Source organism: Bradyrhizobium sp. AUGA SZCCT0177, assembly GCF_018130125.1.
GTDB lineage: Bacteria > Pseudomonadota > Alphaproteobacteria > Rhizobiales > Xanthobacteraceae > Bradyrhizobium.
This window is the reverse complement of record NZ_JAFCMA010000014.1, coordinates 121,245-132,918: the sequence shown is the minus strand read 5'-3', so window position 1 is coordinate 132,918 and position 11,674 is coordinate 121,245. Positions and strand designations below refer to the sequence as shown.

Below are 11,674 nucleotides of genomic sequence, written 5' to 3'. Positions count from 1 at the left end.
AATTTTTCTGGTCACCGCCGCCCGGGCGGTACAGCCGGCGACGCATCAGGTCAGGAAGTAGCCCATCAGGGCGACGATCACGACGACGGCCACGGTGCCGTATTTGACCAGCATGATGAACCCTTCATAGGTCTGCTCATGGGCCGGATAATCGTTGCCGTCAGCGGTCGTGTAGGCCACTTCGCTATGGTCTGCCATCGGTATCCCCAGTCAATCCACGATCTGGCGTGCAATTACCGCAAAGCCGCCAGCAGGGCAACGGGACAAAGCCTATCGGGTCATTCGGAAGGCCAATTATCCCGGATCCAGCGGGTCAGGCTTTCCTCGCTGACCTCGCCCGCGGCCAGGGACAGGATGATGGCCGTCGCGTGCGCCGGATCGGGCGCGAACGGGATGTCGTTGACCCGCAAAAACACCATCATGGCGTGGAATGCGGTGCGCTTGTTGCCGTCCACAAAGGCGTGGTTCCGGGCAAGACCGAACGCATAGGCTGCGGCGAGCGCGGCCATATCAGTCTGTCCATAAGCCCATTGATTGACCGGCCGCATAACCGCCGACTCCAGAAGGCCGTGATCCCGGAGGCCTTCTGGTCCGCCAAATATCGCTAGTTGCCCGGCATGCATGTCGATGACTTCGTCGACATCGAGCCAGATTGGCTCACTCATTTTGCAAGCGCGGCAAACGTATCGCGGTATTCGTGCATGATCTGGCGGGCGATTTCCATCGTCCGCGCATGCTTGGGGTTGAACGGCGAAAGACGCAGGCTGCCATCCGGTTGCTCGACCGGATAGAACTTGTCGCCCTCCTTGAGATTCAGCCGGGCAAGGAGCTCTTTCGGCAGGATCACGCCGACCGAATTGCCAATCTTCCGAATTTGAAGCGCGGTATCCTCGATCTTGTACTCACGAGGGGCTTCGTTCATGCCGCGAGGGGTCTTGGTCATAGTACCAGCTCCGTTGTACGGAACGTATAACACGGCGTGCCCGCCTGTTCAACAAATGTTTTACCGAAAATGCCTGCGCGGCGCTAAAGCGCCTAGCCGACCACGAAATCGAACCGCCCGGCGAGCCATCCGGCGTTCTTGGCGGTGCGCACCAGCAACGCCTTGCGGAACAGGCCGTCGGAGCGGTTCTGCGATTCGCCGGGAAAATAGAGCTGGGTGGTCAGCACGCGGCCGCCGAGCGGCTGCACCTTCACATGGATGTGGCGGGTGCGGCCGGGATAAACGCCGGGCACGACGCTGCGCAATCGATAGCGCCCTTCCGCATCGGTAAACTGATGACCGCGCAGCCGGAAGCCGGAATTGTCATACTGGCCCCTGCCGTCGGCCTGCCAGAAATCCAGCAAAGCGCCAGAGACCGGCTTGCAGTCGCGGGAAAGGACAAACCCGACCAGTTCGATCGGCTGCCCCGCCATCCCCTCTTCAAACAGTTCGACCCGCTCGGGCGAGGACGGCTTGAAATACGGCCCTTCGGTCTGCGCCAGCGTTGCCGCCTCGCCGTCGTGGCAGGCGGGCGTGGGCGGAAGCGGCGCCTGGGCAACACCGCTTTCGATCCCGAACAGCGAACCGGCCACGAGGGCGCCCGCTCCAAGCACTGCGCGTCGTGTCGGCGTGTCGACCATGAGCGCTCCACTCCTGAAGTCGCCGTCATGATGGGATGCGACGACGGCCGAAGCTTGTCGCCGCGGCGTGTGCGTCAGCCCATCGTTTCCAGTTCGTCGATCATGCCGGCGATGACCGACAGCCCGCCGTCCCAGAACTTGGGATCCTTGGCATCGAGCCCGAACGGCTTCAGCAGTTCGGAATAATGCTTGGTGCCGCCGGCCGCGAGCATCGCAAGGTAGCGCTCGGCAAAGCCGTCGGAGGCGTTCTCGTAGACCGCATAAAGCGAGTTCACCAGGCAATCGCCGAACGCATAGGCGTAAACGTAGAACGGCGAATGGATGAAGTGCGGGATGTACATCCAGAAATTCTCGTAGCCCGGACGGATGTCGATGGCCGGCCCGAGGCTTTCGCCCTGCACGCTGAGCCAGATCTCGCCGATGCGCTGGGCGGTCAATTCGCCGTTCTTGCGCTCGGTGTGGATGGCGCGCTCGAACGAATAGAACGCGACCTGCCGCACCACGGTGTTGATCATGTCCTCGACCTTGCCGGCGAGCAGCGCCTGACGCTGTTTCGCATTCTTGGTCTGTCCCAACAGCCGCTTGAAGGTCAGCATTTCGCCGAACACGCTGGCGGTTTCGGCGAGCGTCAGCGGCGTCGGCGCCATCAGCGCTCCATTTTTGGCCGCCAGCACCTGGTGCACGCCGTGGCCGAGTTCATGCGCCAGCGTCATCACGTCGCGCGGCCTGCCCTGATAGTTCATCAGCACATAGGGATGCGCCGACGGCGTGGTCGGATGCGAGAACGCACCGGGCGCCTTGCCCGGCCGCACCGGCGCGTCGATCCAGCGGTCGGTGAAGAAACGCTCGGCGATATCGGCCATCTCGACCGAGAAGCCGCGATAGGCCGTCAGCACCATGTTGCGGGCCTCGGGCCAGGCGATCGTGCCGGTCGCCGCGAACGGCAGCGGCGCGTTGCGATCCCAATGCGCCAGCTTCTTCTTTTTGAACCAGCCGGCCTTGAGCGCGTAATAACGATGCGACAGCCGCGGATAGGCCGACCTGACCGATCCGACCAGCGCATCGACCACCTCGCGCTCGACGCGGTTGTTGAGATGCCGGGAATCCGCGACATCCGCAAAGCCACGCCAGCGATCGGAAATCTCCTTGTCCTTGGCGAGCGTGTTGGTGACGAGCGCAAAGGTCCGCTCATTCTCCTTGAAGGTTTTCGCCAGCGCCTGCCCCGCGGCCTTGCGCTTTTCCGGCGCGCGGTCCTGCAGGAAATTGAGCGTCGGCTCGATCGCCAGTTCTTTGCCACCGACCTTGAAGCGCAGGCCGGAGATGGTCTGGTCGAACAGCCGGTTCCAGGCGGCATAGCCGCTCTGGGATTTTTCGTGAAACAACTGCTCGACGCGATCCTCGAGCTGGTACGGCTTGTCCTTGCGCAGATCCTCGATCCACGGGCGATAGTAGGCGAGTTCGGGCGTCAGCAGCGCGCGCTCGATCACGGCGTCGTCCACGCGGTTGAGTTCAAGCCCGAAGAACAGCAGATGCACCGATGCGGCCGTTAGCCGCTCCGAAACGTCGCCGTAGAATTTCGTGATCGCGGGATCGACGCTGTCGCCGGCGTGGACAAGGCCGGCATAGGAGCCAAGGCGGCCGGCGAGGTCGTCGATCGCCTCGTAGCGCTTGACCGCTGCGGCGAGCCACTGCCCGCCACTATCCTTTGCAACGTTTTCGGCCAGTTTGCCTTTGTAGTCCGTCTCGAACGCGATGCATTCGGCATCCATCTCCTGCAAGTCACGCGCGACTTCGGGGGCGTCGATGCCGGAATAGAGGTCGGCCAGATTCCATTCCGGCAGTTTGCCGGTCTTCGATTTGGCTGCGGTGGCCTTGCGGACGGCAGTTCCCTTGCTGATTGCGGTTTTGCGGGACGTCTTGCTGGCGCGGGATGTCGCAGATTTCGCGTTCATGAACACTTTCAAATTGGCGTGATGATTTTTGACGAGGCGATCAGGCGAACGCTGCCAGCTGCGGCGCGAGCTGCACCAGCAGCTCTTCGGTCTCCGCGATCATCGGCTCGAGTTTTTCGTGAAAGGCGCTCCGAATCGCACACCACAGCGTGATCGCCTTGACCATCAGCCACGACGTGGACGGGACCGCCGCCCTCGCATGCAGCGCGACGATATCGAGGTTTCGATGCTCGAACAGCAGCCGGCCCGATCCGTCTTCCAGGATATAGCGCGCCCCGATCCGGGACACACACAGCTCGCAGGCCTGATCCGGAAGCGGACCCAACAGATAGAACTGGGCATCGCCTTTTTCGGTGGTGCCGGTTTCCCATTCGCGGCCGGTCGACGGCGCGAGCGCAGCCTGCAATGCCGCGCAGATTGTATTGAGTTCCCGTTCGCTCCAGATGCCGGTTTCCTGTGTGCGCTCGAACGCAACCACGCTCATTTGCTTTCCGCTCCGAACAGCAGCCGGTGCAATTCCGGCTCGTAGTACAGTAATAGATGCCTAGCGAACGCCGCCTGTTCAAGACCCAGCTCGCTGGCCCATGCGCCCATGATTTCAGTTGGAACGCGGCTGAACCCGTTCTCGACCTGTGAGATGAACGTATAATATTTGAGACCGAGCCGCGCGGCGAGATCAGCCTGCGACAATCCGGCATCGGCCCTGCGCAGCTTGAGCCAATCCCCAGCCTGTTTCCGCAATTGCCGGGCTTCCGTGGCGACCTTGCCCGGCAGCTGTCCAGCGAAAACATCTTGATGTTTTGCTCGTTTCATGATTACTAAACTACCTAGATTGAATTCCGGAACAGCCAATGTTCCCTACCACAATCTCGCGGTTTCCCTCAGTTCGCGAGTCTTTGGGAGGACAATAATCCATGGCTATCGCAGATCGCAGTCAGATTGTCCGGACCAAGGGCCAGGAAAACACCACCCGTGGCAAGGAGCTGATGGCCGGCATCCTGCTGGTGGCACTGATCGCGACGCTCGGAATCCGCAACCTCGTGCCTGTTGATGCGCTGACGCCCGCGATTGTCACCCTGCTATTTGCGATCGGCGCGACGACGGCCGGCTTCGCGCTGCTGTGCCGACGCGACCGGTTCCGCACCATGTGGTTCGACCTCGCCGGCAGCCTGACTTTCATCGGCGTCGTGCTGTCCGTTCTGATCGAGCCGGACCAGATGATCAGGCTCTTCGCCTTTTCGGACCAACCTGAGTAGCGGGAACAGTTTTTCCGCTGATCGACCTTTCGTCTTTTTTTGACTGTGCACGTCCAAGCCCGGGCCCCTCTGGCAGTTCAAGCGAACTGCGATGTCGGATTGGACTCCTGAACGGAGTGGCCCTGCATGCTGGACTTAATTACCTCGCAACACCTGACAGCGCTTTTCCAGGTCATCATGATCGACCTGGTGCTCGCGGGCGACAATGCGATCGTCATCGGGCTCGCAGCCGCCGGGCTACCCGAGGGTCAGCGCAAGAAGGCGATTTTGATCGGCATATTGGCCGCCACGATCCTGCGCATCGGCTTCGCTTCCGTCACGGTTCAGTTGCTGCAAATCATTGGACTGCTGCTCGCGGGCGGCGTTCTTCTGCTTTGGGTATGCTGGAAGATGTGGCGCGAGCTGCATACGTCGCATCAACCGAAGTTTCAGAGTTTGTCGTCCGCAGCGATCGATACACCAGCCGGTGCGGGCCGCCAGAAGACGCTTGGCCAGGCCGTCTGGCAGATCACGCTCGCCGACGTGTCGATGTCGCTCGACAATGTGCTCGCCGTCGCAGGTGCGGCGCGCGAGCATCCGATGATCCTGATATTCGGTCTGGCACTTTCCATTGCGCTGATGGGGCTCGCCGCCAACTTCATCGCGCGGCTCCTGGAAAAGCATCGCTGGATCGCCTATGTCGGCCTTGCGATCATCCTCTATGTGGCTTTCGACATGTGTTATCGCGGCGTTCTGGAGGTGTGGCCACACCTCAACGCTTAGCCGCTCTCACACAGCCGCCCTCCAACAATTAAGTGTGCGTTAATCGCCATAGGCGAGAGTGCCCCGATTCGATACAGTTAGCGTAACGTGCGGGGTAAACCATGGCTGCTACCATTCTGATTGCTGATGACGACGCGGTGCAGCGCCGTCTGGTGGAAAACATGGTGCAGAAATGCGGTTATGAGTCCCTCGTCGTCGACAGCGGCGACGCCGCCGTGGCCTTGCTGACCGCCCCCGACGCGCAAGCGATCGATGCCGTCGTTCTCGATCTCGTGATGCCCGGTCTCGACGGACTCGGCGTGCTCGCAAAAATTCGTGATGCCGGATTGACCGTTCCCGTCATCGTGCAGACCGCCCATGGCGGCATCGACAACGTGGTTTCGGCGATGCGCGCCGGCGCGCAGGATTTCGTCGTCAAGCCGGCCGGCTTCGAACGGCTGCAGGTGTCGCTGCGCAACGCGCTCAACACGCAGGCCTTGAAGGGCGAATTGCAGCGCATCCGTCACAGCCGCGAAGGCCGGCTGACCTTTGCCGATATCATCACCCGCAGCGAAACCATGGCAGGCGTGCTGCGCACGGCGCAGAAGGCCGCCTCATCGGGCATTCCGGTGCTGATCGAAGGCGAGTCCGGCGTCGGCAAGGAATTGTTTGCCCGCGCCATCCACGGCAGCAGCGAGCGCAAGGCCAAGCCGTTCGTGGCCGTCAACTGCGGCGCGATCCCCGACAATCTGGTGGAATCGATCCTGTTCGGTCACGAGAAGGGCGCTTTCACCGGCGCCACCGAACGCCACATGGGCAAGTTCGTCGAAGCGTCCGGCGGCACGCTGTTCCTCGACGAGGTCGGCGAACTGCCGCTTGCAGCCCAGGTAAAGCTGCTTCGCGCATTGCAGGAAGGCACGGTCGAGGCCGTCGGCGGCCGCAAGCCGGTGAAGGTCGACGTCCGCATCATTTCGGCGACCAACCGCAAACTGCTCGACCTCGTGAAGAACGGCGCATTCCGCGAGGATCTGTTCTATCGCCTGCACGTGCTGCCGCTGACCATTCCTCCGCTTCGCATGCGACGGGAAGACATCCCGCATCTGTTGCGGTACTTCCTGGCGCGGTTCAGCGCCGAAGAGAACCGCACCATCACCGGCATCAGCGGTGAAGCCATGACGCATCTGGCGCAGCTCGATTGGCCCGGCAATATCCGCCAGCTCGAAAACACCGTGTATCGCGCCGTGGTGCTGAGCGAGAGCGACCAGCTTGGCCTGTCGGACTTCCCGCATGCCGCCGCCCACCATATCGTCCCGGACACGGACACCCAGGCTATGCACGGCGAACCGCTGATCGTCGGTCCGTCGACGGCTCCTGCGATGGTGTCGGGTAATGAGATACCGATTGCGCCGCTGAGCAACACCGGCAGTCTCGCGATGCTGACCTCCGCGGGCGAGGTGCGGCCGCTCGAGGAAATGGAAAACGAGATCATCCGTTTCGCGATTTCGCACTATCGCGGGCAAATGTCGGAAGTGGCGCGCCGGCTGAAGATCGGCCGCTCCACGCTCTATCGCAAACTCGATGAGGCCGCCGCCAACGATCCGGCTGAGGGCGCGCAAGATACCAACTGAGCAGCAATTGAGCGCCACGGACGATTGTGGCGCTCCCGTGGCAAGGGCTTGAGCGCCATCGGGGATTCGGGAACCTTCGAACCGTGGCTTGCCGGTGACAGACAAATGTCAGGGGGCATGGCAAAACCGCGCCACCCGAATTGCAACTGGTGGTTTGAGGTCAGTTTGTCGTGAGTTGCCCCCCATGGCGCTGGCTGCATGAAAGGGGCGCATGTATCGTCTGCGTTTGAATCGTTGCGTGCAGGCGTACCGACTTAAAGCGATCGAGGCCGGCGCTTTCGCGCAAGCTGTGACGAGCGATACCTGAAGGACTGCTCCATGCCGGGGCAGTTCCGCCCAAGGGGGGTGTGACGATGCGTGACTGTTCGACCAACCGTGCTGGATTTGACCGCGTGCTGATCGCCGTCGCGGCAACCTTCCTAGCGGTGTCCGCGACTTCTGCACTGGCGGGTCAGAGCGATACGCCCCGGGCCAGCGCTGCAGAGCTCGCGATCGATGCAGCAGTTCCGCGTCCCGAGCCGGCCAACGTTCCGCCGCCGACCGCCAGCGATTTTAAGATCGACGCCACCGCGTCGGTGCCCGATCCAGCCAAGACGGCAGCACCCGCACCGAGCACGACCGTTCCCGATCCGAAGCCGGCCGAAACCGTCACCGCGCCCGCGGCCGACACCCCCAAGAGCGACGCTCCCAAGAGCGACACCGCGACCACGACGCCCGCAACGCCTGCGCCCGCGACGGCTGCAGCACCTGCCGCGGAGCCGGTGAAGGCCGCGAGCAGTGTCGCGCCGGCGGATCAGCCGGTCGCCGACAAATTGCGCGACATGCTTGCCAGCAAGGCGCTGCGCACGTTCGATCGCAAGGGCGAGCGCGCCGCGGTCGAAAAATTCTACAGCGCCCGCGAATTTGCGCCGCAGTGGACGCAGGCCGGCAAACTGACCGCCGGCGCCAAGGGCGTCGTCGCGCGCCTGAAGGACGCTGCTGCCGACGGCCTCAACCCCGCCGACTATCCGGTGCCGGATTTTGCAGCCGCCACCTCGCCCGACCAGCTGGCAGACGCCGAACTGAAGCTGACCGCCAGCATGCTGGACTATGCACGCCAGGCGCAGAGCAGCCGGATGCACTGGTCGCAGGTCGCCGCCGACATCCTCTATCCCGAGCATCCGACCGATCCGGCCGAAGTTCTGGCCAACATCTCGACCGCCAAGGATGCTTCCGCAGCGCTCGAGGGCTACAACCCGCCGCTCAAGCTCTACAAGGATTTGAAGGCCAAGCTCGCCGAACTGCGCGGTCAGGGCGAAGGCCCGGTGGTGCAGATCGCGGAAGGCGCTCCGCTCGCATTCAAGGCGGCGACCAAGAAACAGCCGGAGGCCGCCCCCGAAGATCCGCGTGTGCCGCAACTGCGCGCCAAGCTCGGCGTCACCGAAAATCCCGACGACACCAAGTACGATGCCAAGGTCGCCGCAGCGGTACGCAAATTCCAGGAAAGCGCCGACCTCAAGCCGACCGGCGTGCTCGACGACAAGACCGTCAAGGCCATCAACAGCCCGAAGCGGGATCGCCAGATCGACACCGTGATCCTCAACATGGAACGCTTGCGCTGGCTGCCGCGCCAGCTCGGTGTGCCGTCGCTCAACAACGCCTATGTCATTCTTAACGTCCCCGACTTCACGCTCAAGGTGATGCAGGGCGGCGCCCAGGTCTGGACCACCCGCGTCGTGACCGGAAAGCCGGGAAACCACGCCACGCCGATGCTGACCGAGACGATGAAGTTCATCACCGTCAATCCGACCTGGAACGTGCCGCCGTCGATCATCTACAACGAATATCTGCCGGCGCTGCAGCAGGATCCGACCGTGCTGCAACGCATGGGATTGAAGCTCGAACGCAACCGTGACGGCTCGATCCATATCTCGCAGCCGCCGGGTGAGGCCAATGCGCTCGGCCGGATCCGCTTCAACTTCCCGAACAAGTTCCTGGTCTATCAGCACGACACCCCCGACAAAAACCTGTTCGCCAAGGAAGAGCGCGCCTTCAGCCATGGCTGCATGCGGGTGCAGAATCCGGATCAATACGCCTCGACGCTGCTCAACATCGTCATGCCGAACGACAAATACACGCCGGAAAAAATCCGCAGCATGTATGGCCGCAGCGAGATCGACCTGAAATTCCCGACCCCGGTCCCGGTCCACATCACCTATCAGACCGCGTTCGTGGATGATTCCGGCAAGCTGCAGTTGCGCAGGGACGTCTACGGCCGCGACGCAAGGATGCTGCCGCTGCTCAAGAATTCCGGGAGCAGGGACCTGGAGAACGTTGTGGCCCATGCCAACCCGAGCTACGTCCGGCCGAGCGGCGCGTCACTGCCGTCCAACGTCGCCTTCAACAATGATTACGGCAGCTCCGGTCCTTCGTTCTTCGAGCGGCTGTTCGGCGGACCATCGGTCACGCCCCCCGCGCCAGTCGGCCGCCGGCCGCAAGCGCAACCCCAGCAGCAGCGACGGGTGATCACCCGTTAAACCCCGGGGGTCTTAATCCCCGGGTCCCGGCTGCCTCTCGAAATTTTTAAGTAAAATCAACGATCTCGCCGCTTTGGCGAGATCGTTTACGTTAACCATTATCCATCTCGGTTTTGGCACAGGGCACTTTTTCGCCACAGTCGACGGGTTAGGTTAAGCCTAACTTGGGGGCGGGTCGGTAAACTTCGGTTAACCCTCCCGCTTTAATAAAGCGTTCACCCTCTTTCGCAGGTCCTTGGGAGGCCTGGTTTGCGAAAGAGATCCGTGATCGCTCGTCGACTGGGTGGGCTCATACGTGCTGACTGGTTTCGCGCGCCAAATCAATTCGCTTCGTCTGCCGAAGGCCGGATATCAAATCGGCCTGACTTCGCTGTTGCTCCTTGCCGGAGCCGGGTCGGTGCATGACGCGACCGCGCTGAACGAGACCCGGACGCTTTCTTTCCACCACACCCACTCCAACGAAGACCTCACCGTCACCTTCAAGCGCGACGGGCGTTACGACGAAGAGGCGCTGAAGAAACTCAATCACTTCCTCCGCGACTGGCGCAGCCAGGACCAGACCACGATGGATCGTCACCTCTTCGACATCCTCTGGGAAGTCAACCGCGACGTCGACGGCAAGCAGCCGATCCAGATCATCTCCGCCTACCGCTCCCCCGCCACCAATGCCATGCTCCGCCGCCGCTCGTCCGGCGTGGCCCGCCACAGCCAGCACACGCTCGGCCACGCGATGGATTTCTTCATCCCAGGCATTGCGCTCGAGCAGATCCGCGCCGCCGGACTTCGCCTGCAGCGCGGTGGCGTCGGCTTCTACCCGACCTCGGGATCGCCGTTCGTTCATCTCGATACCGGCAGCGTCCGTCACTGGCCGCGCATGACGCATGATCAGCTAGCCCGGGTGTTCCCCAATGGCCGCACCGTCCACCTGCCCTCGAATGGTGGTCCGCTGAAGGGTTATGAACTGGCCCGCGCCGACATCGAGAAGCGCGGCAGTGGCGACGACGCTGCAACGGTGGGCAAGAAGCCCAGCCTGTTCGCCTCGCTGTTCAAGGGCGGCAAATCCAGTGACGAGGATGATGAGGGCGGCGCCCCCGTCACCGTCAGGAACGAGAAGCCCGCTCCTTCTGTGGTGGCCGCCGCCGCGGCCCCGAAGGCCGCCGACACCAAATCCGCCGAGATCGTGCCGACGCCGCGCGCAAAGCCGGTCGCGGCAACGATCCAGCTGGCCTCGGCTGATGCGCAGATCGTTCCGGCGCCCAAATCCAAACCGGAGCCATCCAAACCGGCCGCGCAGGCTTCCGCCGACAAGCCAGCCGAGCCGAAACCGCAGACACCCGCCGACATCATCAACGCCCGCGGCTTCTGGGGCGATGCGCCGACGACGGCCAATCAGCCCACCCCCGTGCAGCTCGCAGCCCTCAGGGCCCGTCAGGCCGTCGGCGCCGCCGATCCGCAGCCGACTGCCAGCGTTGCCGAGGCTTTCAACAAGGCACTGGCCTACGCGCCGGCCGCCTCCTCGCCGGTTGACCGCGCCAACGTCGTCGCAGCCTCCGCGCCGATCCCGCGCACCGTGCGGCCGGCGCGTAATGCCGCCGCTGCCGCCACCGAAATCAACAGTGTCGTCGCCAAGGGGTCGCAGGGTCAGGCCGGCGTGATTTCGACCTCGACGCGGCTTGCCGCCGCCAAGGGCAACGATGTCTGGATGCGGGTCGTGATGCTGGCACCGAGCGCGAGCAACGCGATGTCGACGACCGTGCTGGGCGATACCGACATGACGCTGATGCGTAGCTACTTCGTCAAGCCGCCGTACGCGATCACGATGGGCTTCTCGGAAGATCCGATGCTGGGGATGACCACCGACCGGTTTACCGGATCGGCGACCGCCAAGCTCACCACGCAGTCTTTCGTCGTGCGCACGGCGTCACTGCGCTAAGCAGGCACAACTTCCATCGGTCTCG

At 62.9% G+C, this 11,674-nt stretch carries 12 protein-coding genes; 5 read left to right on the top strand and 7 right to left on the bottom strand.

Annotated elements, in window-relative coordinates; genetic code table 11:
* Positions 1-45: 45 nt before the first annotated feature.
* The 7 genes from JQ597_RS18235 to JQ597_RS18205 all read right to left on the bottom strand — a co-directional run bounded on the left by JQ597_RS18235 (position 46) and on the right by JQ597_RS18205 (position 4,388).
* Positions 46-198 carry an aa3-type cytochrome c oxidase subunit IV gene (locus tag JQ597_RS18235; protein ID WP_212032862.1) on the bottom strand — a complete coding sequence of 51 codons (153 nt, stop codon included), beginning with the start codon at positions 196-198 and terminating at the stop codon, positions 46-48.
* An 80-nt stretch (positions 199-278) separates the two neighbouring features.
* A complete protein-coding gene (locus tag JQ597_RS18230; RefSeq protein ID WP_212265619.1) occupies positions 279-665 on the bottom strand; it encodes a type II toxin-antitoxin system death-on-curing family toxin in 387 nt (128 codons plus the stop codon).
* Positions 662-922 carry an AbrB/MazE/SpoVT family DNA-binding domain-containing protein gene (locus JQ597_RS18225; protein ID WP_192736949.1) on the bottom strand — a complete coding sequence of 87 codons (261 nt, stop codon included), beginning with the start codon at positions 920-922 and terminating at the stop codon, positions 662-664. The genes JQ597_RS18230 and JQ597_RS18225 overlap by 4 nt, the downstream gene beginning before the upstream one ends.
* 113 nt (positions 923-1,035) lie before the next feature.
* On the bottom strand, positions 1,036-1,623 hold the full coding sequence (locus tag JQ597_RS18220) for a dioxygenase family protein (protein WP_212265618.1): 588 nt from the start codon (positions 1,621-1,623) through the stop codon (positions 1,036-1,038).
* A 74-nt stretch (positions 1,624-1,697) separates the two neighbouring features.
* A complete protein-coding gene (locus tag JQ597_RS18215; protein ID WP_212265617.1) occupies positions 1,698-3,575 on the bottom strand; it encodes a M3 family oligoendopeptidase in 1,878 nt (625 codons plus the stop codon).
* A 40-nt stretch (positions 3,576-3,615) separates the two neighbouring features.
* On the bottom strand, positions 3,616-4,059 hold the full coding sequence (locus tag JQ597_RS18210) for a hypothetical protein (protein WP_212265616.1): 444 nt from the start codon (positions 4,057-4,059) through the stop codon (positions 3,616-3,618).
* Positions 4,056-4,388: a helix-turn-helix domain-containing protein gene (locus tag JQ597_RS18205; RefSeq protein ID WP_212265615.1), complete on the bottom strand. Its 333-nt coding sequence runs from the start codon at positions 4,386-4,388 to the stop codon at positions 4,056-4,058. The genes JQ597_RS18210 and JQ597_RS18205 overlap by 4 nt, the downstream gene beginning before the upstream one ends.
* A gap of 101 nt (positions 4,389-4,489) precedes the next feature.
* Between JQ597_RS18205 and JQ597_RS18200 the strand changes: the two genes are divergently transcribed.
* The 5 genes from JQ597_RS18200 (at position 4,490) to mepK (ending at position 11,649) form a co-directional block, all read left to right on the top strand.
* A complete protein-coding gene (locus JQ597_RS18200) occupies positions 4,490-4,831 on the top strand; it encodes a hypothetical protein (RefSeq protein ID WP_212265614.1) in 342 nt (113 codons plus the stop codon).
* Positions 4,832-4,957: 126 nt separating this feature from the next.
* Entirely contained in the window at positions 4,958-5,593 is a 636-nt protein-coding gene (locus tag JQ597_RS18195; RefSeq protein ID WP_212265613.1) for a TerC family protein, read from the top strand.
* Positions 5,594-5,694: 101 nt separating this feature from the next.
* The gene (locus JQ597_RS18190; RefSeq protein WP_212265612.1) at positions 5,695-7,200 is read left to right on the top strand and encodes a sigma-54-dependent transcriptional regulator; all 1,506 of its coding nucleotides are present in this window, start codon (positions 5,695-5,697) and stop codon (positions 7,198-7,200) included.
* 353 nt (positions 7,201-7,553) lie between these two features.
* Positions 7,554-9,716 (top strand): L,D-transpeptidase family protein, encoded by a 2,163-nt coding sequence (locus JQ597_RS18185; RefSeq protein ID WP_212265611.1) that lies wholly within the window; start codon positions 7,554-7,556, stop codon positions 9,714-9,716.
* A gap of 283 nt (positions 9,717-9,999) precedes the next feature.
* On the top strand, positions 10,000-11,649 hold the full coding sequence (gene mepK / locus JQ597_RS18180; RefSeq protein WP_212265610.1) for a peptidoglycan L,D-endopeptidase MepK: 1,650 nt from the start codon (positions 10,000-10,002) through the stop codon (positions 11,647-11,649).
* Positions 11,650-11,674: the final 25 nt, after the last annotated feature.

What these genes read in the sequence shown, in the direction of transcription:
- JQ597_RS18195 (WP_212265613.1), top strand. Translation starts at nt 4,958, where the DNA reads ATGCTGGACTTAATTACCTCGCAACACCTGACAGCGCTTTTCCAGGTC.
- JQ597_RS18215 (WP_212265617.1), bottom strand. Translation starts at nt 3,575, where the DNA reads ATGAACGCGAAATCTGCGACATCCCGCGCCAGCAAGACGTCCCGCAAA.
- JQ597_RS18235 (WP_212032862.1), bottom strand. Translation starts at nt 198, where the DNA reads ATGGCAGACCATAGCGAAGTGGCCTACACGACCGCTGACGGCAACGAT.
- JQ597_RS18205 (WP_212265615.1), bottom strand. Translation starts at nt 4,388, where the DNA reads ATGAAACGAGCAAAACATCAAGATGTTTTCGCTGGACAGCTGCCGGGC.
- JQ597_RS18185 (WP_212265611.1), top strand. Translation starts at nt 7,554, where the DNA reads ATGCGTGACTGTTCGACCAACCGTGCTGGATTTGACCGCGTGCTGATC.
- JQ597_RS18200 (WP_212265614.1), top strand. Translation starts at nt 4,490, where the DNA reads ATGGCTATCGCAGATCGCAGTCAGATTGTCCGGACCAAGGGCCAGGAA.
- JQ597_RS18210 (WP_212265616.1), bottom strand. Translation starts at nt 4,059, where the DNA reads ATGAGCGTGGTTGCGTTCGAGCGCACACAGGAAACCGGCATCTGGAGC.
- JQ597_RS18225 (WP_192736949.1), bottom strand. Translation starts at nt 922, where the DNA reads ATGAACGAAGCCCCTCGTGAGTACAAGATCGAGGATACCGCGCTTCAA.
- JQ597_RS18230 (WP_212265619.1), bottom strand. Translation starts at nt 665, where the DNA reads ATGAGTGAGCCAATCTGGCTCGATGTCGACGAAGTCATCGACATGCAT.
- JQ597_RS18220 (WP_212265618.1), bottom strand. Translation starts at nt 1,623, where the DNA reads ATGGTCGACACGCCGACACGACGCGCAGTGCTTGGAGCGGGCGCCCTC.
- JQ597_RS18190 (WP_212265612.1), top strand. Translation starts at nt 5,695, where the DNA reads ATGGCTGCTACCATTCTGATTGCTGATGACGACGCGGTGCAGCGCCGT.